The following is a 24,007-nucleotide window of genomic DNA, read 5'->3' as shown; positions in this document are numbered from 1 at the left end:
CATATTTAATATATAACTAGTGATTATATGAATATGTATATCTATTACTCATACATAATGATGTGAATTGGATACTGTATTATTTCATACGTTGACATAATTCAAGCAATACGCCACCTGTTGCTTTTGGATGTAAGAAAGCAATAGAGGAACCGCCTGCACCGTAACGAGGTTTTTCGTCAATCATACGAACGCCTTTAGCCATCAAATCAGCAATAGCATTTTCAATATTATCAACGCGCAATGCAACATGTTGGATACCATCACGACCGCCATTTTTTTCGATGAATTTACCGATAGGGCCATCTGGAGTTGTAGTTTCTAAGAATTCAAGTTCAGCATCGCCACATGGGAAGAAGGATACTTTTACTTTTTGTTCTTCAACCACTTCATCTTCTGGAAGATGTTGAATACCCAATGCATTTTTATAGAATTCTTTAGTTGCTGCTAAATCATTAACACCAATACCGATGTGATCCACTTGTAATACTTTAAAAGCCATTTCGATTATCTCCTTTTCAAGGCTAAATCTCTAATGCTATGTAGTCGCCGTCTACTTTAGCACGCTTGTCATTACGCCGTTAACAACTGTGTATGGATCGCTTTCGCGTTCGTTAACAGCTGCCACTTGGCTATTAAATTCGTCGCTTGTAACAATTTTATCAGCTACATAACGACCAATTTGTTCATTAATCATTGCGATGATTTCATCACGAGTACGTTCTGCCCGACGAGATTCCAATTCACCAGAATCTTCAAGATACTCAAAATGTTCATCTAAAGCGTCGATGAGTTCATCTACGCCTTGGTCCTTGCTAGCAATTGTGCGCTTAATTGGTGGGCGCCATTTTACTTCACGAGAGTCTAGGTCAAGCATCATTTCAATTTCTACATTCAAACGATCACAACCATCTCGGTCAGCTTTATTGATAGCAAATACATCGCCAATTTCAAGAATACCTGCTTTGATAGCTTGGATATCATCACCGAGGCCAGGAACAAGTACAACCAGTGTAGTATCTGCATTTTTAACGATATCTACTTCGGATTGACCTACACCTACTGTTTCAATGATTACTAAATCCATGCCAAAGGCATCCATGAGTTTTACAACGTCCGCAGTCTTTTTGGATAAACCACCAAGACTACCACGCGTGCCCATGCTTCGAATAAATACATTTTCATTTAATGTCAAATCATTCATTCGAATACGGTCCCCCAAGATAGCACCACCAGAGAATGGGCTTGTTGGGTCGATGGCAACGATGCCGATTTTTTTACCTTGATCTAGATAATGTTTAACAACTTTATCAGTCAAAGTACTTTTACCAGCACCAGGGGCCCCTGTAATACCGAGAATACGTGCATTCCCTGTTTTAGGGTAAATTGCCTTCATAATATCAATGGCATTTTCATACTCGTTTTCTACAGCTGTTATGGACCGTGCTAAGGCTAGTCGGGAACCTTCAAAAAGTTCTTTAACTAAATCCACTCGCCTCACCACCTATCTTAAAATATGGGAATAGAGGGGAGACAACTATTCAGTTGAACCCCTCTCTTGCCCAATTAATTATTTAACGTTTTCGTTGATGAATTTAACGATATCGCCAGTTGGTGTACCAGGTGTGAATACTGCTGCTACGCCAGCTTTTTTCAAGCCAGGGATATCAGCGTCAGGAATAACGCCACCACCGATTACTAGTACATCGCCCATGCCTTTTTCTTTCAAAAGTTCAACAATTTTAGGGAACAATGTGTTATGAGCACCAGAAAGAAGGGATAATGCAACTACATTAACGTCTTCAGAAAGAGCTGCTTCTACGATTTGTTCTGGAGTTTGACGAAGACCAGTGTAGATTACTTCGAAACCAGCATCGCGAAGTGCGCGTGCTACTACTTTTGCACCACGGTCATGACCATCAAGACCTGGTTTTGCTACGATTACTCTAATACGTTTTTCTGCCATGATTAATTACCTCCGAAATTAGCCGATATTATAATGTGGAATGAGCTTCGTATTCACCGAATACTTCGCGCAATACATTACAAATTTCACCCAAAGTAGCGTATGTTTTAACTGCATCAAGAATTAATGGCATCAAGTTAACGTTTTCATCAGCTGCACCAGCTTTAAGAGCTGCTAATGCTTTATCAACTGCTGCTTGATCGCGGTTAGCGCGAACTGCTTGAGTTTTCTTGGATTGGTTAACACCAACGGAAGCATCTACGCGAAGTAAGTCTTTTGGAGCTTCTTCTTCAACTTGGAATTTGTTTACGCCAACGATTGTGCGCAAGCCAGATTCAACTTCCATTTGCCATTTGTAAGCGGATTCTTGAATTTCTTTTTGGATGTAGCCTTTTTCGATTGCTACTACAGCGCCGCCCATTTCATCAATTTTCTTGATGTATGCCATAGCTTCGTCATAGATAGCGTTAGTCATAGCTTCTACATAGTAGGAACCGCCCAATGGGTCAACTACGTCAGCCAAACCAGATTCGTAAGCCACGATTTGTTGTGTACGAAGAGCTACTTGTACAGATGCTTCTGTAGGAAGAGCCAACGCTTCGTCACGGGAGTTTGTATGTAAGGATTGAGTACCGCCCATTACAGCAGCTGCAGTTTGAAGAGCAACACGAACGATGTTGTTATCAACTTGTTGTGCAGTCAACATGGAACCAGCTGTTTGAGTATGTACACGAAGCATCATGGATTTTGGTTTTTTTGCACCAAAACGTTCTTTCATGATTGTTGCCCATAAACGGCGGGATGCACGGAATTTAGCAACTTCTTCAAGTACGTTGTTATGAGCATTCCAGAAGAAGGAAAGACGACCAGCGAATGTATCAACATCAAGACCAGCTTTCAAAGCTGCTTCTACGTATGCGATACCATCAGCAATTGTGAATGCGATTTCTTGAGCTGCTGTGGAACCTGCTTCACGGATATGGTAACCGGAGATGGAGATTGTGTTCCATTTTGGAACATTTTGAGAACAATATTCGAAGATATTAGTAATCAAACGCATGGATGGTTTTGGTGGGAAAATGTAAGTACCACGAGCTGCGTATTCTTTCAAAATATCATTTTGAATTGTACCTTTCAATTCTGTGGAAGGTACGCCTTGTTTTTCAGCTACTGCGATGTACATTGCCAACAAAACGGATGCTGGAGCGTTGATTGTCATGGATGTGGATACTTTACCAAGATCGATGCCGTCGAACAAGATTTCCATATCTGCCAAGGAGTCAATCGCTACACCTACTTTACCAACTTCGCCTTCTGCAACTGCATCGTCGGAGTCGTAACCAATTTGTGTAGGTAAGTCGAATGCACAGGAAAGACCAGTTGCACCAGACTCGATTAGGTAGCGGTAACGTTTGTTAGATTCTTCTGCTGTAGCGAAGCCTGCATACATACGCATTGTCCAGAAACGACCACGGTACATAGTAGGTTGTACGCCACGAGTGTAAGGGAATTCGCCAGGCATACCCAAATCACGTTCATAGTCAAAACCTTCGATATCAACTGGTGTATATACACGGTTGTATTTTAAATTTTGACGTTCTGGAGTTTTTGCACTTTTTTCGTCACAAAGTTTGTTGTACTCAGCAATTTGGGCTTTTAAGTTTTCGTAAGCCATGTTTTCATCATCCTCCTAAAAAAACAGGTTATTTTTTCATGCTTCCAGTTTCTGTGAAGCGTTTATGCCAAGAAAGAGCTTCATCAAGCAACATAGGTGTATGGGCATTCTTTGTTGCAGCTAATGCTTTTTCTAGGTATTCAGTTAACATAGGTTTGTAGTCTGGGTGAGCACATTTTTCAATGATTAAACGAGCTCTTTCCACTGGGCTCAAACCACGGCAATCAGCAACACCTTGTTCTGTACAGAAAATCATAGTGTCATGTTCTGGGTGATCCACATGAGATACATATGGAACGATAGAACTGATGTCGCCATTTTTAGCAACGGAGTTAGTGCAGAAAATAGTGAGATATGCACTACGTGCAAAGTCACCAGAACCACCAACACCATTCATCATTTTGCTACCCATAATATGAGTAGAGTTTACATTGCCAAAAATATCAAATTCGATAGCGGTATTCATGGCAATGACACCAATACGGCGAGCAATACCAGGGTTGTTGGAAATTTCTTGCGGACGAAGAATGATTTTTTTACGATATTCATCAATATTCGCATAGAAACGTTTCAACCCATCTGGAGAAGGACTTAATGCAGTACCGGAACATACAGTTACTTTACCAGCATCGATCAAGTCGAACATACCATCTTGGATTACTTCTGTATAGATGGACAAATCTGTGAATGGGCCTTTAGCAAGACCACTGATTACCGCATTCGCTACGGAACCTACACCAGATTGTAATGGAAGCAAGTTTTTAGGTAAACGACCTTCTGCAATTTCTTGTTCGAAGAATTTGATAAGGTGTTGACTCATTGCTTTTGCATCATCATCGATAGGTGCCAAAGGTCTTGTTGTATCAGGAACATCACAAGGTACTACTGCAACAATTTTACTTGGATCACAAGGAATTGCTTCAGTACCAATACGATCACCAGGTGTTTCCAATGGAATTGGTTTACGATGTGGTGGATCGAGTGGTTCATAGATATCATGCATACCTACCAAGGAAAGTGGTTGGGATACGTTTACTTCTACGATAACTTTTTTAGCTTGGCTAACAAATGTTGGAGAGTTACCAACAGATGTTGTAGGTACTAAAGAGCCATCTTCGTTGATTTGACAAACTTCTACGATAGCTACGTCTAAATCGCCAAAGAAACCATAGCGAACATTTTGTGCCATTGTGCTTAAATGCATATCGATGTATTTAACAGCACCGCTATTTAAGGCTTTACGTGTATCCCCATTTGTTTGATATGGGAAACGACGATTGATACCGTTAGCACGAGTTAACGCGCCATCAGCTTCATCACCTACGGAAGCACCTGTCCACAAATCAATTTTGAATGGTTCTTTTTCCATTCTTTCTGCCAATGCCAATGGCACTGCTTTTGCATAACCAGATGGAGTAAAGCCGGAAATACCAACTTTATCGTTAGGGTTAATCAAAAGAGCTGCATCATAAGCAGTGACAATTTTACCTTGGAGGGCCGCACATTTAACGCGGTCTTTGATGTCTATCACCATTACCATCTCCTTTAAGAGTAACATTGTATAAACGACAGTTTGATCTCTTGGTCGTTCCTTAAACCGACTTCATCGTAGTCCACATCCAATGCATTGTCAACTTATATGACTAAAATGTATTTTTTATCACACTTTGATTAGCATTATGATTAAAATGCATAGATTTTCACATTTCCACATAAGTTTTATTCACATCGTTATAACTCACAGGAATCATCGATATATGGCATATATTGATGTTTTTCAATTAAATCGAACTCTCTCTATACAACATATAGACCCTTTTCAATATAAAACAACATCTCATATACAAGAACTAGACCTTACACCTCCCTATAAAGATACAATGATATACAAAAAACCGGCTTTCAAATGCTAACGATAATGTTCAATTATGTCTAACATTAGAAAACCGGTTATACTACTTAATACGTACCTACCCAAGGTATGTATTAATTATACCATATTATGAAATTATATATCTACCATAAAACATGCTAATTATACAAGATATTACAATTATGCAGATTTATCAGCAGATAACTGAACTTTTACAAAAGCTCCTACCCAGCCAAATAGTTGCCAAAATACGATGGTTACTTGATGACTATATAGCTCAAAATCGGATAAGCCACTAAATAAAACACCTATAGCTAACGCACCTACACCAACTTGTGCAGCTTGGCGGAATATATCCCCTTTAAGTCTTATAGATGTAATAACATGACCAATAATAACTGCTAAGAATGATATCAATCCTGGGATACCTGATTCAGCTAATATATTGAGATACAAATTATGAGCATGATACATCAAGACGTGGGGACCTTGAATATAATAATTATAATCTGGATATACTAAGTAAAATGTATTCCACCCAATGCCAAAGATTGGGTTTTCACGTACGATATACATAGTACTATCCCACAAAGCCCATCGAAGATCAGCTGACGTATCATGGCCTTGGAATATGGACCATAGTCTCGAGGCGATTTCACCATCATAAAAGTACAAGATAATTGGCACTACTAATAGGGATAAGAATAATCTTCTTTCTACAAAGATAGCCCAGTAGAGGATCATGGCCGCAAAGCTAATCCAAATACCTCTAGAATAGGTTAATAGCATCGTTAAAAATAATATAATACCTATAACGAGCATCGTAACGACTTCACGAGTACGATTTTCTTTCATATATACCAAGATATAGCTGATACATACGCTGAGTACCATCAATAGATAGGCGCCCAATAAATTAGGGTTTTGTAATGTGGACGACATGCGACGCATCAATTTTGGAAACTGTGCTGCATCTACCCACTCTTTTATATGTATGTTAGGAACAAATACATATTGATAAGCACCTATGATACACACTAGAACAGCAGTACCTAATAAGGCACGAAGAAAATAATTCCACTGTTTAGGTGTTTGAATGTATGTACGAACTAAATAATACATACCTCCACTGGCCACGATTTGATAAAACCAACTTTGAAGTGACCAATCCCAATTTTCTGAAAGCAGCGAAGATATTCCAGTCCATACTACAAATATCATAACAGACCACGATAAATAGCCCGTTGGTAAGCTTAGTGATTTACTAGATATCAAATCATATAAAGCAAGTCCTATCGCTAGCCACAGGAGTACATCCCCCACCATAGGTTGTAATGGCATAGCAACCACCACACCATAAATTAGACGCTCGATATAGAACGTAATTCTCTTCTGATTAGGAATAAGTGAGAGTTCCATAGGCTCACCTTAGTGACTCATCTCATGGTTAAACCACTGACGAGCATCTCCTAAAATATATAAAGAACCACAAACAGCGATAATATCACCATTCTTTGTATGTTTGTAGGCTAAAGCCAATGCGTCTTCAACAGAATCAGCTGTTTGGGCTACAGCTTTTGGAACAATGTGACGTATTTTTTCAACCAAAACCTCTGGTACTTCTGTTCTATCTGTTGGTGCAGGTACTACGAGAACCGTATCCCCTGCCTTAACTACTTCACGAATAATAGCATCTTGATTTTTATCTTTAAGAATTGCCATCACAATCGTTTTTGGGGCGTCCTTAAATAGCTCAGCATAGGTCATACTGAAGGATTCTGCTCCAGCCGCATTATGTGCACCGTCAAAGATAAAGGTGCGATCTAAGCCGCGTTTAACTTCAAAACGTCCTGCCCACGTAGTCCGAGCAAAGCCTTCGCGCATCGTTTCTTCACTGATGCTCTTATCTTCTTTCATCAATAGACGTACAGCCATCAATGCACATGCGAGGTTTACAGATTGATGAATACCGGCCATTGTCGTAAAGAGCATCGCAGGAGCGGCATCATTAGTACTCACAGTAATCATTTGACCACCTGTTACGGCACTACGGCTATCGATACCAAAATCTTTATTGAAAGCATATACTTTAGCATGCTTCTCTTTAGCCACTTCTTCAATAATACGAAGAGGTGCATCCTGTGCAGCCGTTACAACAGGAACTTTGGATTTAATAATCCCTGCCTTGTGACGTGCAATTTCCTCAACAGTATCACCACAATATGCTTGATGATCGATTGTTACATTGGTAATAACAGATACTTTTGGAGTCACGATATTTGTGGAGTCTAGTAGTCCACCTAAGCCAACTTCTACCACTGCATAGTCTACAGCTTGATCTTTGAAGAACAAAAAGGCTGCAGCCGTCAAGATTTCAAATTGCGTTGGTGCTTCTATGCCGTTACTAATGATAGTATCAACTGCCACTTTTACACGGCTAACTAATTCGCCAAAGGCTTCCTCTGTAATATTTCCATCATTGATTTGAATTCGCTCCGTATAGGATTGAAGGTGAGGCGATGTAAATCGCCCCACCCGTAATCCACTTGTAAACAGTGCGTAGGAAATATATGAGGTAACCGAGCCCTTACCATTCGTCCCAGTAACATGAACAATTTTATAGTCCTCTTGTGGATTCCCAAGGGCTTCCATAAGCGCTGTAATTCGTTCAAGGCCAGGCTTAATACCGAATGAAGATGCCTGTTCTAAATAGGCTAAGGCCTCTTGATATGTCATATAAACCTCCTATTATAAGGTTTCAAGGAACGCTTCACGTTCCAATAACGCTTGTTGTTTTTGTTTATATTCTTCTAACTTTTCTTTTTCTTTTGCTACTACAGCTTCTGGAGCTTTTGCGAGGAAGCCTTGGTTAGACAATTTGCCTTCCAAACGGGAAATTTCTTTTTCCATTTGGATTTTTTCCTTTGCAATACGCTCTCTTTCTTTTTCACCGTCGATCAAGTCTTTAAGTAAGAGATATACTTCCATACCATTTACAACTGTTACAGTTGCATTTTCTGGTTTTGGATCATCGGCACCAAGAATTGTTACCTTCTCAGCCCAAGCTAATGTAACAAAGTAATCCCTATGATTTGCTACAGTTTGAGCTAATGCTTCATCTGTTGGCGCTACGATAACCTCAGCTTTTTTACCTAAAGGCACATTCATTTCAGCACGCATGTTACGAATACCTTTGATGGCATCCATCATAACTTCCATTTGACGTGCTGCACCTTCAAGATTATCAAACTTTAATGCTTCAGGCCATTTTGCAACAACGATGCTATCCCCTTCATGAGGTAAATGTTGCCAAATATGTTCTGTTACGAACGGCATAAATGGATGTAACAATTCAAGCATTTGACGCAAGATTGTTACAAGTAAATATTGAACTGTACGACGATCACGTTCATTACCATCGTTGTATAAACGAGGTTTAGCTAACTCAATATACCAGTCACAGTATGTGTTCCAAATGAAATCATATACAGAACTTGCAGCTTCACCCAACTCGAATTTATCGAGATTAGACGTTACACTTTGTACTGTTTCATTGTATTTTTGAACAATCCATTGGTCTGCCAATGTCAAATCATCTGCTGTTGGAACGAAGCTTTCATCATAATTTGTAAGATTCATCAATACAAATTTAGATGCATTCCAAATCTTATTAGCAAAGTTACGGTTAGCCTCAACACGTTCCATATAGAAGCGCATATCGTTACCAGGTGTGTTGCCAGTTACGAGAGTAAAGCGCAATGCATCAGCACCATATTGGTCGATAACCTCAAGAGGGTTAATACCATTGCCTAAGGATTTACTCATTTTGCGGCCTTGGCTATCGCGAACTAGACCATGAATAAATACATGTTTAAATGGAATTTCATGTTCAAACTCAAGAGCCATGAAGATCATACGAGCAACCCAGAAGAAGATAATATCGTAACCAGTTACGAGAACACTTGTTGGATACCATTGTTTAAGTTCTGGTGTTTGTTTAGGCCACCCCATAGTAGCAAATGGCCATAGGCCAGAACTGAACCAGGTATCAAGAACATCTGGATCTTGTGTAACATGACCGTGGCAATGAGGACATTCTGTAATATCTTCACGGCTAACGATTGTTTCACCACAATCATCACAGTACCATGCAGGAATGCGATGGCCCCACCATAATTGACGAGAAATCGTCCAATCGCGGATATTTTCAAGCCAGTTCACATATGTTTTTGTAAAACGTTCAGGAACGAACTCTACTTCGTGGTCTTTAACAACCTTAAGTGCTGGCTCTGCCAATGGTTTCATATCTACGAACCATTGTTTAGATACCATTGGCTCGATAATTGTATTACAACGAGAGCAATGACCTACTGCATGGTCATGATCATCGATTTTTTCAAGTAAGCCTAATTCTTTGAGTTCTGCTACTACTTGTTTACGAGCTTCTTCACGAGTCATGCCATTGAACTTGCCAGCACCTTCATTCATTGTGGCATCATTGTTCATAACAACGATGGATTCCAAATTATGACGTTGGCCCATTTCAAAGTCATTAGGGTCATGAGCCGGCGTAATTTTTACGCAGCCTGTACCGAAGCTAGCATCTACATAGTCATCGGCAATTACAGGAATTTCTCGATTAACAAATGGTAAAATCAATGTTTTGCCGATGAGGTCTTTATAACGATCATCATCAGGATTTACTGCTACTGCCACGTCACCAAACATTGTTTCTGGACGAGTTGTAGCAACAACAACAAAACGATTATCTTCACCCTTTACAGGATATTTAATATGCCATAAGTGGCCATGTTCGTCTTCATGTTCAACTTCAACATCAGATAAAGCAGTAGCACAGCGAGGGCACCAGTTGATAATACGTTCACCACGATAGATTAAACCTTTTTCATAAAGGCTTACGAATACTTCACGCACTGCATGATAGTATCCTTCATCCAATGTAAAGCGTTCGCGAGACCAGTCACAAGATGCGCCTAGGCTACGGATTTGTTTTACGATAGTATCACCGTATTCTTTTTTCCATTCCCATACGCGTTCTACGAATTTTTCACGGCCTAAATCATAGCGAGATTTGCCTTCTTCTTTAGCGAGCATTTCTTCTACTTTAATTTGTGTAGCAATACCAGCATGGTCAGTACCTGGCATCCACAATACATTGTAGCCTTGCATGCGTTTGAAACGAATAAGGATATCTTGCAATGTATTATCTAAAGCATGGCCCATGTGCAACATACCAGTTACATTAGGAGGCGGCAACACGATACTAAATGGCTCTTTATTTGTGTCTACTTCTTCGTGAAAGTATCCTTGGTTTTCCCAATAAGAATACCATTTCCCTTCTATTTCACCGGGGTTATAAGTGGTTAAATTTTCGTAGGTTTTCATCGTTCCTCCTAAATAAACTCCTTAGCGCTTCATAATCTTAGCCAATACAAATAGGCTCGTTTCATATAGCAATATCATAGGCAATGCAATCATCGTTTGAGAGAACATATCCGGTGTTGGTGAAATGACAGCACCTATGATAAAGGATATAAGAATAAATATCTTTCGCTTCGTTTTTAAAAAACGCGATGTAATTAAGTTGAAATATCCCAAGATGATTAAAATCAACGGCAACTCAAAGATAAATCCAAAGGGTAGTACAAAGGATAATACAAAGTCCATGTACTGGCCGATGGAAAATAGCGGTTGTAATTCGTCTGTAGCGAAGCCCATAAAGAACTTAACAGCTGCTGGTAGCACGAGAAAATAAGAAAATACAATACCTATGCCAAATAGACCTATGGCAACCGGTAAGATCCAGTTAGATAACTGCTTTTCTCGTACAGTAAGGGCTGGCTTAACAAATAGCCAAATCTGATGCAATATAATAGGCGCCCCTATAATAAGACCACCTACAATAGACACCTTCATATATGTAAAGAAGGCTTCAGTTGGTTTCATATAATAGAGCTTACCAGCTGGTTTTAGGAGTATTTCCAATAAAAAGTCTACATAATAATAAGAAATACAAGTTCCTATAACAACTGCAACAGCCATTATAATTAGACGCTTTCGCAATTCAGATAGATGTCCCACAAGGGATAGTTCCCTAGCTTCGTCCATCATTTTCTGTTCCATTTCAGTATAAATCGGTTCTTCTTCCGGTTCCTCAGGAACGCGTTGATTTGCCACCTTATACTGTTCTTGCTCAGCCTTTAACTCTGCTTCGCGACGTTTTTGACGAACTACACTATCAAAAGAAGGTTTTTGTATGGGATATTCGAAGTCCGGTTTTGGTTCGAATGGTTCCATATTATACCTTTCTATCAGCTAAATTTTCTACTGCCATCACAAGGAATTCCTTGCCTGGGAAATCACGGACAGCATCGAGTGCTGCCAAAGCATCTTTGCAATATTGATCAGCTACAGCTAATGTATTATCAATACCGCCTTGACCGATAACATAGTCGATAATAGCCTGCTCATCGCCGCCATTATTCAAGGCTTTAATATCCTCAAGTAATTTATCTTTATTGTCATCATTAACGATACTTAACAACGGATATGTCAATAAACCTTCGCGAAGATCATTCCCCACGGGTTTACCAGTCGTCGCTGTTGTTTCACGATAATCCATAATATCATCAGTAATTTGGAATGCCATGCCCAGAGCATGACCATATTTTTTCAACTCAACGATTTCAGATTCGCTCCAGCCCCCTAATAGGCCACCAAGTTCCATACAGCCTTCCATAAAGTCAGCTGTTTTCTTTTGGGTCTTAGTCATATACCGTTCAATCCCTTGATCGATGCGATACACATCTTCCATCTGCATAAACTCGCCTTCCACAAGGCAAGTAATGATATGTGAAAAAATCTGCAAATATTTCATATTAGGCATTTCAGATACAATTTGGAATGCTTTAGCAAACAAGTAATCACCACTAAGAATAGCTACCTTATTTCCTTTATGCATATGTATCGTTTCTTCACCTCGACGAATCTCTGCTTGATCTAACACATCATCGTGAATCAAAGTCGCTAAATGAAGCATCTCTACGGCTTCAGCAATTCTAATACGCTGACGTTCTACAGATGTACCTGCATTAGCAATCAATAAACATAATTGCGCACGCAAGCGCTTGCCACCTGCAGCAGATAATGGTCGAATCAGTGCATTAAAGTCTTCTGCACCTGTATTAAAAGATGATGCAAGAGACTCTTCCACACCCTCTAAATCTAGAGCAATGCGTTCCATAATCTCTAATTCATTGGTTTGACTCATGCTTCATCTCCTACTAGAACTTTATTGATGCGTTGTTGTAAAAGTTCACGTCCCGTGTGTTTTAAGGAGCTATATAAAATAGGCGGTGTATTCGTTGGATACATTTCCTTAATTTTAGCCAAGTTCGCAGACTTCTCTTTAGCCGTTAGTTTGTCAGCTTTAGTAACTACAATTTGTAATGGTACACCAGCTTCAACGAGCCAATCATAGGCCACCTTATCGATAGGCATCTCTGGATGACGGCCATCGATAAGTAAGCACAACAACATCAATCGTTCAGAATGTAAAATATAATCGGCAATAAAGGAAGACCACAAGTTGCGGTTTCCCTTATTTGTCTTTGCAAAACCATAACCAGGAAGGTCTACGAGAAACCAGTTATATCTGCGTTCCTCTGTTTCAGAAATATCCTCTTTTGATTCAATATCAAAGTAGTTAATTGTCTTAGTCTTACCTGGTTGGCCACTAACGAGAGCCAACCCACGATAATTACACAACGAGTTAATCAACGAAGATTTGCCCACATTAGAGCGCCCGATGAAGGCTATTTCCACAGTATCCCCTTCAGGATATTGATCAGCCTTAACACAGGAAGTATTATATTTTGCTGCTATAATACGAGGCCCCTTCGGTTCTTTTCGTGTATATTGTGGTTTTGGGCCCATTTGTTTAGTGGATTTTTTCTTTTTTTGCATTACACAAGTGCCTTTGCTAATACTTCATCCATTGTCTTAACTGGCGTAATAATGAGACCGTCTTTTACAATATCAGGTAATTCTGCAATATCCTTTTCATTACCTTTAGGAATCAATACTTCTTTAATACCATTAGACAAGGCTGCTAATAACTTTTCTTTTAAACCGCCAATTGGTAGTACACGGCCACGCAATGTAATTTCACCAGTCATGGCAATATCAGAACGAACCTTACGGTTTGTTAAAATAGATACCATAGCCAATGTCATCGTAATACCTGCGGAAGGGCCATCCTTAGGTGTTGCACCTTCTGGCAAGTGAACGTGTATATCGAGTTTCTTATAGAAATCATCTTCAATTTTTAAGGCTTTTGCATTGTGGCGAATATAGCTCATTGCAGCTTGACCAGACTCTTGCATAACCTTACCTAAGCTACCCGTTAATGCAAGTTTACCTGTACCGTTCATAGTTGTTGCTTCGCATGGCAATACAACGCCACCTACAGAAGTCCAAGCTAGACCATTTACATAGCCAATTTGCGGTTTCTTTTCGCGCTCTTGGTCAACAAAAATTGGTGCACCCAAGAATTCGGGAAGATTTTTTGTCGTTACTTTCGGTGCATCCCCACCTTCTTCAACGACTTTATAAGCAATCTTACGACAAATCTTAGCAATCGTTTTTTCTAAGGTACGAACACCCGCTTCACGAGTATATTCGGAAACTACCTTTTTCAACACTGCATCAGATAATTTAACCTTGTAATCTTCAAGGCCATTTTTCTTGATTTGTTTAGGTACTAAATAGCGCTTAGCAATTTCTAATTTTTCTTGTTCCATATAGCTAGATAATTCGATAATTTCCATACGATCTAACAATGGACCTGGAATATTGGATGCAACATTAGCCGTTGTAATCCAGAATACTTCGGAGAAATCAAATGGTACTTCAATGAAGTGATCACTAAATGTGCTATTTTGTTCAGGGTCCAATACCTCTAACAATGCAGAGGATGGATCGCCTTTATAATCAGATGCAAGTTTATCAATTTCATCCAATAAGAATACAGGGTTCTTAGTGCCTACATTCTTGAGGCCTTGAATCATACGACCAGGCAATGCACCAATATACGTACGGCGATGGCCACGAATTTCAGCTTCATCACGTACACCACCTAAAGATGCACGGATGAACTTACGGTTCATTGCTTTAGCTATAGACGTAGCCAAGGATGTTTTACCAACACCTGGTGGTCCAACTAAGCAAAGAATGGAACCACTATTCTTACCAGTTAACTTACGAACAGCTAAGAATTCAAGGATGCGTTTCTTAACCTTTTCAAGGCCATAATGATCAGCCTCAAGCATATCATGAGCCTCTTTAATATCTAAGCGATCCTCAGTCAATTCGTTCCAAGGTAACGCTAACACCCAATCTAGGTAATTGCGCAAAATAGTTGCTTCTGGCATCAATTGAGGCATGCGACTATAACGAGAGATTTCTTTATCGATACGTTCATGTACATCTTCGCTAAGGTTGAGTGCTTTCAATTTAACACGTAACTCTTCTGCTTCTTCCTCTGGATCTCCTTTGTCACCCAACTCATCGTGGATAACTCGGATTTTTTCACGCAAGAAATATTCTTTTTGCGCTTTTTCCATAGATTGACGAACTTGATTATTAATAGAATTTTCCAAATCAGAAATTTGTAATTCCATATTCAAGATGCCTACGATCATATTTAAACGACGAGCTACGGATAACTCTTCAAGTAACTCTTGGCGTTTAGTATTATTAATAGGCAACAAGAACGCAACTTGGTCAGCTAATTCACAAGGGTCACGTAATTCCATAACCCGTGTTACGCCTTCATCGGTAACAGATTTGGCCTCTTCAGCCCATTCGCCAAACTTAGATTGCACTAAACGACGATAGGCTTCTAGCTCAACATCGTCTTCAAATTCGGAGGCTACACGCTCGTAGTCCCCTACATAGTACGGATCCATACTTGTTATATTCATTACGCGAATACGTGTAATGCCCTCTACAAGAACACGTACAATACCACCTGGCAAGCGTAACATTTGCTTAATTTTTACTAATGTACCCATTTGGGCTAAGTCATGAACAGTTGGCGAATCAACAGCATCATCCTTTTGGCTGACAACTGCTAAAATGCGATCCTCGTTCATTGCGGCTTCTACCGCTTTAATGGATTTGTCTCGACCGATATCGAGGTGAATCACGATATTCGGGTATACAACCATGCCTCTAAGGGGTACGGTTGGAATCCCAATTTCGAGTAAATTCATACTTCCTCCAGGTATTTATATTATGAAAAGAAACTCATTCCTACACAGAAATGAGTTTCTTCGAATTACGATTTCAACTGGATGTCTTGGTCTGCCTCATTTTTGAGTATAGGTTCACCTGTGCTCAACACGGATTCACGATTAACTATGCACTTAGTTACTTCCGGCATGGAAGGAACTTCAAACATAACGCGTTTCATCACCTTTTCAATGATAGCACGCAAACCACGAGCACCTGTTTTTCGCTGTAATGCTTCATCAGCGATTTCTTCTAATGCATCTTCAGTGAAAGTTAATTCTACACCATCAAGGGATAGAATTTTTTCATATTGTTTTGTTAATGCATTTTTAGGCTTTGTCAAAATTTGGATCAATGCATCTCTATCCAATTGATCTAATGTTACCATTACTGGCAAACGACCAATGAACTCAGGGATTAAGCCAAACTTCAATAAATCTTCAGGTACAACATCCTTCAAGATAGCCGATATATTACGTTCTTCTTTACGTTGTACATCTGCACCAAAACCAAGGGTTTTCTTAGCGGTACGCTTAGTAATAACCTTGTCCATACCATCAAATGCACCACCACAAATAAAGAGAATATTTGTAGTGTCAATTTGAAGCATTTCTTGATTTGGATGCTTTCTACCACCTTGAGGCGGAACAGAAGCTACGGTACCTTCTAAGATTTTAAGTAATGCTTGTTGTACGCCTTCACCAGACACATCACGTGTAATGGAAGGGTTCTCAGACTTACGTGCAATCTTATCAATTTCATCGATATAAATAATGCCACGTTCAGCCCGAGCTATATCATAATCTGCAGCTTGGATAATTTTGAGCAAGATATTTTCCACATCTTCCCCTACATAACCAGCTTCAGTTAAGCTTGTAGCATCTGCAATAGCAAATGGTACTTCTAGCATTTTCGCTAAGGTTTGAGCCAATAGTGTTTTACCACTACCAGTAGGACCAATGAATAAAACATTAGCCTTTTGTAATTCTACATCATCAACTACATTATCTGTTTGTAAACGTTTGTAGTGATTATATACAGCCACAGCTAAAGAGATTTTAGCATCATCTTGACCAATAACATATTCGTCAAGATGAGCTTTAATTTCTCTCGGCGTTGGCAATTCTTTTAAGTTGAAGTCGTCCGTCTCTACGTCACCTAACTCATCAGCAATAATACGTTCACATACTTCAACGCATTCATCACAAATATATACGTTAGGACCCGCTACTAATTTGCGGACTTCTTCGCTTGTGCGTCCACAAAAACTGCAGCGCATAGTGTCTTTATCTTTTGCCAATGGGCGCCTCCATTACTTGCTTTCTACAGGTTCTCTTGTGAGCACCTCATCAATTAAGCCGTATTCAACGGCATCCTGAGCACTCATGAAGTTATCGCGATCTGTATCGCGCGCTACAACCTCAATATCTTGTCCACTGCGAGAAGCTAAGATACCATTTAATTCTTCACGCATACGAAGAATCTCACGGGCATGGATTTCAATTTCAGATGCTTGCCCTTGAACACCACCTAATGGTTGGTGAATCATAACGCGTGCATGAGGCAACGCATAACGTTTGCCCTTGGCACCTGCTGTTAAAAGCACGGCCCCCATGCTTGCTGCAGAGCCTACACAAATGGTAGACACATCTGGTTTAATATATTGCATCGTATCATAAATAGCCATGCCGGCAGTTACAACACCACCGGGGCTATTAATGTACAAATGGATATCCTTATCAGGATCCTCTGCTTCTAGGAATAACATTTGCGCAATAACCGCATTTGCTACATTATCATCAATAGGTCCACCTAGGAAGATAATGCGGTCCTTTAACAAGCGAGAGTAAATATCATAGGAACGCTCACCGCGTTCACTTTGTTCAACTACGATTGGTACATACATATATTCACCTTTTCATGTACCTAGTTGAGCAAACTATTATTTAGCCGCTTCAGCGCCTTTTGCATTATCAATAATGAATCGAGCTGCTTTTTTGCGAGCTACAGAGCCTGCCAACATAGCTACACGACCTTCTTTTGCAATAATATCCCAAACTTCTTTAGGATCTGCCCCAAAGTTTTGAGCCATAATGAAGATTTCACGGTTCATATCATCTGGAGTTACTTCGATACCTTCAGCAGTTGCGATAGCGTCTAATACTAAATCAGCACGTACGTTTTCAGCTGCAGAATCTTTGTATTCAGAACGTAAATCTTCGATAGTTTTATTGGAGAATTTCAAGTAGTCATCAAGTTTCAAGCCACGGCCTTCCATGTTCATAGCCAATTCTTGAATCATTTGTTCTACACGATCTTCGATCATTACTTCTGGAATTTCAACAGTAGCATTTTTAACAGCTGTTTGAATCAAGTCAGCATTGTAAGTATCGATTGCGCGACGGGAAGCTTCTTCTTCCATTTTAGCGCGAAGATCTTTTTTCAATTCTTCAATAGTTTCGTAAGAGCTTGCTTCTTTTGCGAACTCGTCGTTCAATTCAGGCAACTCTTTACGTTTGATATCATGAATATGAGTTTTGAATTCTGCTTCTTTACCAGCAAGTTCTGCTACGAAGTAGTCTTCAGGGAATGTTACTTTTACAGTTACATCATCGCCAGCTTTAGCGCCGATCAATTGATCTTCGAAGCCAGGAATGAAGCTACCAGAACCGATTTGCAATGGGTAGGATTTACCTTCACCACCATCGAATGGTTTGCCATCAACGGAACCAGCGAAGTCGATTACTGCGAAGTCGTCTTTTTGAATTGTAGCGCCTTCTTCAGCAACAACCATTTTTGCTTGTTGTTCACGGATGTTGTTCAATTGTTCTTCGATTTGTTCATCAGTTACTGTAGCATCTTGTTTTTCAGCTTCTAAGCCTTTGTAGTCGCCAAGTTTAACTTCAGGGCGTTTAGTTACAGTAGCTTTGAAAATCAAGTCTTTACCTTCTTCGAATTGTTCGCGTTCGATTTCTGGTTCAGATACAGGAACGATATCGTTTTCACGAAGTGCAGCACTGTAGTTTTGGCTAGCCAATACTTCGAATGCTTCTTCCATGATAGCGTCTTTGCCGAAGTTCATTTCCAAAATACGGCGAGGTGCATGACCTTTACGGAAGCCAGGAATGTTTACTTGACTTGCAATGCGTTTTACAGCTTGCTTAATGCCTTTATCTACTTCTGCTGCAGGTACTTCAATAGTTAACGTTACTACGTGTTGATCAACAGGATTTACAGTTGCTTTCATTTAAAATATGTCCTCCTCGAAGGGCAATACGCCCAAATTTCTGTAGTATATTATGCACTCCTAATAATAACATAAATGCAAAGTCAATGCAATTCTTCTCAATTTACACTAAAAGACCACCCCGAAATGGGTGGTCTTTCTATGTTCTACATAATTATGCGAATTAGTTATCTTTAGCAATCAATTTGATAATGTCACGACGAGACAAGATACCAATCAAATGGTAATCCTTATCTACAACAGGAACATTTTTCAAATGTTGATCAAGCATAACAGATACAATTTCCTCTACATCTTTATCCGGTGTAGTTGTAATGACTTCGTCAGTCATCAACTCATGAACGTGAGATGCTAACAATTTTTTGAATTGTGCATTATATTCGCCAATGCCATTGTAATAAATACTAGCGCCCAACACATTTACATAGTGAGGTACATGAGGGCGAACTTTTTTATAAAGCAAATCACCTTCAGAAATAATACCTAATAATTTATTGTTGTCATCCACTACGGAAACAGCTGTTAAATTATATTTTACCAATAAGTCAGCCACATCAGAAATCGGCGCATCCTTGCCAACAGTAACAGGGTATTTATTCATTACTTCTTGAATTTTCATAGTGAATTCCTCCTTACAAATACATCTTGCTTTATTATACTATTCGACATAGCATAATAAAACTCCTTTTTTATAAGAATATTATATAAATAATTTATTAGTCTATTACCAATGATATGGTTCGTTACGATTAATCTTAGAGGCTCTATAAATTTGTTCTACTAGTAATAAGCGTACCATTTGATGGGTAAAGGTCATTGGGCTAAAGGATAATTTATAATTTACTGACCTACGTAGTTCATCACTTACGCCAAAAGCACCGCCAACGATGAACGCCATATCACTAACGCCATCCACCTCTAATTTTGCCACGGTCTTTGCCAAATCTTCCGAGGACATCGTTTTACCGTACACATCGAGTAGCACTGTATAAGCATTCTTAGGAACATTTTTTAATAATCGTTCCCCCTCTTCTACAACGACTTGTTTACGATCTGCATCACTTGGTTTATCTCCAATTTTACTTTCATTTAGTTCGGTAATGGTAATGCCGCCATATGGTCGCATACGCTTCACGAATTCTGCTACCCCATCACGTAAATAAGCATCCTTTAGTTTGCCAATACAAATTACATAAAATCTCATACTCTACCTCTTTATTGATTGCATAGACACAATTTCATTAGGCTGACCATGTTGTAATTTCATTTCCGGCCCAATACGTACGCCACCATCTACGAGCATTTTTCCAATTGTTTGAGTAACAAGGACGGCATTATTATTATTTTCAGAGCGATGAGCTAAAATAACTTGCATAAAGTCAGGTCTCTTCATCATAAGCAAGGCTTGAGCTGCCATTTCATTACTTAAATGGCCTTCATCACTGGCCACCCGTTGTTTTAAAAATGGTTGATATGGTCCAAAACGCAACATATGAGGATCGTAATTAGCCTCTAGCACTAACAACGTACTATCATCGATTCTATGTAATATATCATCAGAAATAATACCCGTATCGGTCACGACTGTAGCCTTGTCGTTTCCAGAAAATACATTTATTCCAATTGGATCTGCTGCATCATGACTCACTGCAAAAGGTTCTACAATCAGATTCCCTAATGTTAGACTACCTTTGGTCAGTTCAATTAATTGATTCTTTGGTACGACGAGCTTATCTTGTATTTCACGCCACGTTCCCTGTTTCGTATACACAGGAATATCAAATCGTTTCAACAGTTGTTGCAGTCCTGCAATATGATCACTATGCTCATGACTGATAAATATGCCCTCTACCTGTGCCATATCGATATGCAATTCTTTTAATCCATTTACGATGCGCCGACAGCTAATGCCTACATCGTGCAATATGACGGAGTTCCCTTTTTTTATTACTGTACAATTGCCCTTGCTACCACTAGCAAGGACATGGACCTCCAACGGTGAGGATTCACTCATCAAAACACTCCATATACTTAATCATAATTCTTTACATATTTTTGTGAAAGTCAGTAACTTAGTTATTCGATATAACTATTGTATTAAGTTAAATAACCGTAAACTATCATGACTTACTTTCAGATAAGTCAGTCAAACGCTCTACAAAGTAAGCCATATTAGACTCGATATCCGGACCTCTACGGAACATATCGCCCCCAACGAGGAACATTGTATCATTACCGTATAACTTAACTAGTTCATTAAGACGAGCATCTGTTACACCACCACCTGGAGCTGGGCAAGCCGCTTTCATCAATGCCATAGGTTGTTTAATATAATTCGAAATTCTCTTGCATTGCTCCTCTGTGAAAGTAAAACGTCCACCATAGGATACAAAGATTGGCATATCAGCCCCAAAAATACGAGGTAACAAGCCTAATTGTAGATAATCAGCTATACCAGATGTGCCAGGACTTACAAATCCACCTGAATAAGCGGGATGGTGTATAATAGGCAATCGTAATTTTTCATCACTAGCTAGTTTATGTAGCCAACCAAACCCAACGAGCCCTGAGGCCACCATAAGGGCCGTTGCGCCAGCTTCCTTAGCAAAATAAGCACGTTCTATTACGTCTGTACCATCGCCAGACACATTAGCTGCATATAAGGTATGTTTGCCGTGTTTATCATTCATTTCACGCACTATAGCAGCACATCGCTTTACCCGATCTTTAAATTGAGAGAACGACTGGTTAGAGATACCATGGTCATCCTTAATAACATCTGCCCCACCACGTGTATAAGCTCCACACATACGAGCTAACTCTTCATTAGGTGTTCCCATAGGTTTTACAACCGCCTGAATCATAGGTCGTGTCGGTGTGTGCACTAAGTCACGAATGCCTTGTAAACCAAACTGAGGCCCTGTAAACACATCATAAAGGGTTGGACATAACTCTACATCAACCACCCAAATATGAGGTTGTAAGGACGAGTTTCCAAAGACAACATTTAAAAATTGTGTCGCTTCTAATGCCGTAGTATCTACAAGATACGAAATACGAGCCACATAGTAACGAGATACATCAATTACAGCATTTGGCATAACGCCAACATTAACATATGCAGAACCTTGTTCCATAGGCTCAAGGCTCTCTAACCGACCAGTGATATTTTCTTTAATATACGAATCAGTAATAAACTCATAAGGAAACTCTATGGTTTGTTCTACTTGAACAGCCCAAGCAATTGCTTTTGCTTCTTCATATGAACCTGCTTCTATTCGATACGTAACTATAAATCGCTCGTCTTTCATAATGCTTCTCCTTTGTAATAATATTATTTAATTATATACCAAAGTAGTACACGATTCCACACAAAAAAGGGCTCACTCTAAAACTAGAGTGAGCCCTTTTAAAATCGAAAACATGTATATAGATGTTTTACCTATACAAACAAGGTTTCTATTGTGAAAGACAATACATGTAATCGTATGAGAATAAACTCGTCTAACTATATATTATTGATAGAAATGTTTAGGATAGCCTTTGAATCGTGTGAAGTGACGGTATTTACGTATTGCACGATTAGGTTCGTTAACAGTTTTGTAACCAAAGCCATTGAATACAACGTTTAGAAGAACGGCAATGATACTACCAGCTGTGATACCAGATTTCAAAAGAATTTGAGCCCAATCTGGGAAATGTGCATAGAAGTTAGGCGCAGCTAGAGGAATCATGGATACACCAATACTAATCGCTACTAACATCAAGTTGTAGTTACCATCAAAGCTAACTTTACCAAGGGAACGGATACCGCTGGCAATGATCATACCAAACATTGCGATACCTGCACCGCCTAAAACGGCATTTGGAATACAAGCTACGATAGCAGCTAATTTAGGGAAAAGACCTAATAAAATAAGAATAACACCAGATGCTGCTACAACGAAGCGGCTCTTAACGCGTGTTACAGCGATAAGACCAACGTTTTGAGCGAACGCTGTGTAAGGGAAGCTGTTAAGCACACCACCGATTAAAGTAGATAAGCCATCAGCACGAAGTACTGCAGCCAACTCTTTTTGACCGATAGGTTTATCAACGATTTCGCCTACTGCGATACTGTCACCAGTTGTTTCAACCATAACTACGAGCATTACAATAATCATAGAAATCATAGAAGCAAAGTCAAAGGTTGGAAGACCAAAATAGAACGGTGTTACAATGGATACCCATTGAGAACGACCTACTTCGGAGAAGTCAGTAACACCACAAAGCATAGCAAGGGCTGTACCAAGGATAAGACCTACTAAGATTGCTAGATTACCAATAAATCCTTTACCAAATCGATAGGTTATAATAACAATAATAAATGTAGCTACACCAAGAGCAATGTTAAGCAGATCCCCAAAGTTTGGACTGCCTGCACCGCCACCCATCCATTTAACTGCTACTGGCATCAAGTTGATACCAATAATAGTAATGATAGTGCCTGTTACTACAGGTGGGAATAGACGAATCAAACGACTAAAGAATGGAGCCACAAGGAATGTAAAGATACCGGCTACGATAATCGCACCGTAGATAGTTGTAATATCATGCTGCTGACCAATCATAATCATTGGACCTACAGAAGCAAATGTTACACCTTGAATAAGAGGAATACGACCACCGATAGGACCAAAGCCTAATGTTTGAATCAATGTAGCAACACCACATGTGAACAAGTCGGCCGTAATCAAACGAATTAAGTCTTCAATAGGTAAGTTCATCGCTTGTGCGATGATGATTGGTACCGCTACTGCACCTGCGTACATAGCTAGTACGTGCTGTAAGCCATAAGCAAACAATTGCGGGATTGGCAGCATACCATCTACATGGTCGACGCCAGATATAGCTTTACTCATAAGAATCACCTCATATCTTACGTTTTAGTTA

20 protein-coding genes are annotated in these 24,007 nt (G+C 39.5%); all 20 read right to left on the bottom strand.

Annotated features, from left to right (window positions below; translation table 11 throughout):
- Window positions 1-79: 79 nt before the first annotated feature.
- The 20 genes from mce to MOQ65_RS00520 all read right to left on the bottom strand — a co-directional run bounded on the left by mce (window position 80) and on the right by MOQ65_RS00520 (window position 23,976).
- Entirely contained in the window at window positions 80-502 is a 423-nt protein-coding gene (mce, locus tag MOQ65_RS00615) for a methylmalonyl-CoA epimerase (protein WP_060923997.1), read from the bottom strand.
- A gap of 51 nt (window positions 503-553) precedes the next feature.
- On the bottom strand, window positions 554-1,492 hold the full coding sequence (gene meaB / locus MOQ65_RS00610) for a methylmalonyl Co-A mutase-associated GTPase MeaB (protein WP_060923998.1): 939 nt from the start codon (window positions 1,490-1,492) through the stop codon (window positions 554-556).
- A 78-nt stretch (window positions 1,493-1,570) separates the two neighbouring features.
- On the bottom strand, window positions 1,571-1,966 hold the full coding sequence (locus MOQ65_RS00605) for a cobalamin B12-binding domain-containing protein (protein ID WP_060923999.1): 396 nt from the start codon (window positions 1,964-1,966) through the stop codon (window positions 1,571-1,573).
- A 28-nt stretch (window positions 1,967-1,994) separates the two neighbouring features.
- Window positions 1,995-3,641 (bottom strand): acyl-CoA mutase large subunit family protein, encoded by a 1,647-nt coding sequence (locus MOQ65_RS00600; RefSeq protein WP_005386006.1) that lies wholly within the window; start codon window positions 3,639-3,641, stop codon window positions 1,995-1,997.
- Between the two features lie 28 nt (window positions 3,642-3,669).
- Window positions 3,670-5,175: a succinyl-CoA:acetate CoA-transferase ScpC gene (gene scpC / locus MOQ65_RS00595; protein ID WP_039969068.1), complete on the bottom strand. Its 1,506-nt coding sequence runs from the start codon at window positions 5,173-5,175 to the stop codon at window positions 3,670-3,672.
- Window positions 5,176-5,694: 519 nt separating this feature from the next.
- Window positions 5,695-6,933 (bottom strand): O-antigen ligase family protein, encoded by a 1,239-nt coding sequence (locus MOQ65_RS00590; RefSeq protein ID WP_257846350.1) that lies wholly within the window; start codon window positions 6,931-6,933, stop codon window positions 5,695-5,697.
- A gap of 9 nt (window positions 6,934-6,942) precedes the next feature.
- Window positions 6,943-8,250 (bottom strand): bifunctional folylpolyglutamate synthase/dihydrofolate synthase, encoded by a 1,308-nt coding sequence (locus MOQ65_RS00585; RefSeq protein ID WP_257846349.1) that lies wholly within the window; start codon window positions 8,248-8,250, stop codon window positions 6,943-6,945.
- A gap of 12 nt (window positions 8,251-8,262) precedes the next feature.
- Window positions 8,263-10,920, bottom strand: a complete 2,658-nt coding sequence (locus tag MOQ65_RS00580) for a valine--tRNA ligase (protein ID WP_257846348.1) — start codon at window positions 10,918-10,920, stop codon at window positions 8,263-8,265.
- A gap of 21 nt (window positions 10,921-10,941) precedes the next feature.
- Entirely contained in the window at window positions 10,942-11,832 is an 891-nt protein-coding gene (tatC, locus tag MOQ65_RS00575) for a twin-arginine translocase subunit TatC (protein WP_257846347.1), read from the bottom strand.
- A gap of 1 nt (window position 11,833) precedes the next feature.
- Window positions 11,834-12,805 (bottom strand): polyprenyl synthetase family protein, encoded by a 972-nt coding sequence (locus tag MOQ65_RS00570; RefSeq protein WP_119206540.1) that lies wholly within the window; start codon window positions 12,803-12,805, stop codon window positions 11,834-11,836.
- Window positions 12,802-13,500 (bottom strand): ribosome biogenesis GTP-binding protein YihA/YsxC, encoded by a 699-nt coding sequence (gene yihA, locus MOQ65_RS00565; RefSeq protein WP_105085920.1) that lies wholly within the window; start codon window positions 13,498-13,500, stop codon window positions 12,802-12,804. Before yihA ends, MOQ65_RS00570 begins: the two co-directional genes overlap by 4 nt.
- Window positions 13,500-15,809, bottom strand: a complete 2,310-nt coding sequence (gene lon, locus MOQ65_RS00560; RefSeq protein WP_105085921.1) for an endopeptidase La — start codon at window positions 15,807-15,809, stop codon at window positions 13,500-13,502. The genes yihA and lon overlap by 1 nt, the downstream gene beginning before the upstream one ends.
- A gap of 65 nt (window positions 15,810-15,874) precedes the next feature.
- Window positions 15,875-17,128 (bottom strand): ATP-dependent protease ATP-binding subunit ClpX, encoded by a 1,254-nt coding sequence (clpX, locus tag MOQ65_RS00555; RefSeq protein WP_105085922.1) that lies wholly within the window; start codon window positions 17,126-17,128, stop codon window positions 15,875-15,877.
- Window positions 17,129-17,140: 12 nt separating this feature from the next.
- Window positions 17,141-17,734, bottom strand: coding sequence for an ATP-dependent Clp endopeptidase proteolytic subunit ClpP (gene clpP, locus MOQ65_RS00550; RefSeq protein WP_005385987.1), 594 nt, complete (start codon window positions 17,732-17,734; stop codon window positions 17,141-17,143).
- A 36-nt stretch (window positions 17,735-17,770) separates the two neighbouring features.
- On the bottom strand, window positions 17,771-19,075 hold the full coding sequence (gene tig, locus MOQ65_RS00545; RefSeq protein ID WP_105085923.1) for a trigger factor: 1,305 nt from the start codon (window positions 19,073-19,075) through the stop codon (window positions 17,771-17,773).
- Between the two features lie 163 nt (window positions 19,076-19,238).
- Entirely contained in the window at window positions 19,239-19,694 is a 456-nt protein-coding gene (locus tag MOQ65_RS00540) for a CBS domain-containing protein (protein ID WP_024065467.1), read from the bottom strand.
- A gap of 105 nt (window positions 19,695-19,799) precedes the next feature.
- Complete coding sequence (gene rlmH, locus MOQ65_RS00535; RefSeq protein WP_257846346.1) at window positions 19,800-20,279, bottom strand: 23S rRNA (pseudouridine(1915)-N(3))-methyltransferase RlmH; 480 nt, start codon at window positions 20,277-20,279, stop codon at window positions 19,800-19,802.
- Window positions 20,280-20,282: 3 nt separating this feature from the next.
- Window positions 20,283-21,089 carry an MBL fold metallo-hydrolase gene (locus MOQ65_RS00530; RefSeq protein WP_257846345.1) on the bottom strand — a complete coding sequence of 269 codons (807 nt, stop codon included), beginning with the start codon at window positions 21,087-21,089 and terminating at the stop codon, window positions 20,283-20,285.
- 106 nt (window positions 21,090-21,195) lie between these two features.
- Window positions 21,196-22,386 carry a RuBisCO large subunit C-terminal-like domain-containing protein gene (locus MOQ65_RS00525; RefSeq protein WP_156719034.1) on the bottom strand — a complete coding sequence of 397 codons (1,191 nt, stop codon included), beginning with the start codon at window positions 22,384-22,386 and terminating at the stop codon, window positions 21,196-21,198.
- A 204-nt stretch (window positions 22,387-22,590) separates the two neighbouring features.
- Window positions 22,591-23,976, bottom strand: coding sequence for a nucleobase:cation symporter-2 family protein (locus MOQ65_RS00520; RefSeq protein ID WP_060924007.1), 1,386 nt, complete (start codon window positions 23,974-23,976; stop codon window positions 22,591-22,593).
- Window positions 23,977-24,007 lie beyond the last annotated feature (31 nt).

The organism is Veillonella faecalis (assembly GCF_024677885.1).
Lineage (GTDB): Bacteria > Bacillota > Negativicutes > Veillonellales > Veillonellaceae > Veillonella > Veillonella nakazawae.
This window is presented reverse-complemented; position numbering and strand designations above follow the sequence as displayed.

What these genes read in the sequence shown, in the direction of transcription:
- mce (WP_060923997.1), bottom strand. Translation starts at nt 502, where the DNA reads ATGGCTTTTAAAGTATTACAAGTGGATCACATCGGTATTGGTGTTAAT.
- MOQ65_RS00605 (WP_060923999.1), bottom strand. Translation starts at nt 1,966, where the DNA reads ATGGCAGAAAAACGTATTAGAGTAATCGTAGCAAAACCAGGTCTTGAT.
- MOQ65_RS00600 (WP_005386006.1), bottom strand. Translation starts at nt 3,641, where the DNA reads ATGGCTTACGAAAACTTAAAAGCCCAAATTGCTGAGTACAACAAACTT.
- scpC (WP_039969068.1), bottom strand. Translation starts at nt 5,175, where the DNA reads ATGGTGATAGACATCAAAGACCGCGTTAAATGTGCGGCCCTCCAAGGT.
- MOQ65_RS00590 (WP_257846350.1), bottom strand. Translation starts at nt 6,933, where the DNA reads ATGGAACTCTCACTTATTCCTAATCAGAAGAGAATTACGTTCTATATC.
- MOQ65_RS00585 (WP_257846349.1), bottom strand. Translation starts at nt 8,250, where the DNA reads ATGACATATCAAGAGGCCTTAGCCTATTTAGAACAGGCATCTTCATTC.
- MOQ65_RS00580 (WP_257846348.1), bottom strand. Translation starts at nt 10,920, where the DNA reads ATGAAAACCTACGAAAATTTAACCACTTATAACCCCGGTGAAATAGAA.
- tatC (WP_257846347.1), bottom strand. Translation starts at nt 11,832, where the DNA reads ATGGAACCATTCGAACCAAAACCGGACTTCGAATATCCCATACAAAAA.
- MOQ65_RS00570 (WP_119206540.1), bottom strand. Translation starts at nt 12,805, where the DNA reads ATGAGTCAAACCAATGAATTAGAGATTATGGAACGCATTGCTCTAGAT.
- yihA (WP_105085920.1), bottom strand. Translation starts at nt 13,500, where the DNA reads ATGCAAAAAAAGAAAAAATCCACTAAACAAATGGGCCCAAAACCACAA.
- lon (WP_105085921.1), bottom strand. Translation starts at nt 15,809, where the DNA reads ATGAATTTACTCGAAATTGGGATTCCAACCGTACCCCTTAGAGGCATG.
- clpP (WP_005385987.1), bottom strand. Translation starts at nt 17,734, where the DNA reads ATGTATGTACCAATCGTAGTTGAACAAAGTGAACGCGGTGAGCGTTCC.
- tig (WP_105085923.1), bottom strand. Translation starts at nt 19,075, where the DNA reads ATGAAAGCAACTGTAAATCCTGTTGATCAACACGTAGTAACGTTAACT.
- MOQ65_RS00540 (WP_024065467.1), bottom strand. Translation starts at nt 19,694, where the DNA reads ATGAAAATTCAAGAAGTAATGAATAAATACCCTGTTACTGTTGGCAAG.
- rlmH (WP_257846346.1), bottom strand. Translation starts at nt 20,279, where the DNA reads ATGAGATTTTATGTAATTTGTATTGGCAAACTAAAGGATGCTTATTTA.
- MOQ65_RS00530 (WP_257846345.1), bottom strand. Translation starts at nt 21,089, where the DNA reads ATGAGTGAATCCTCACCGTTGGAGGTCCATGTCCTTGCTAGTGGTAGC.
- MOQ65_RS00525 (WP_156719034.1), bottom strand. Translation starts at nt 22,386, where the DNA reads ATGAAAGACGAGCGATTTATAGTTACGTATCGAATAGAAGCAGGTTCA.
- MOQ65_RS00520 (WP_060924007.1), bottom strand. Translation starts at nt 23,976, where the DNA reads ATGAGTAAAGCTATATCTGGCGTCGACCATGTAGATGGTATGCTGCCA.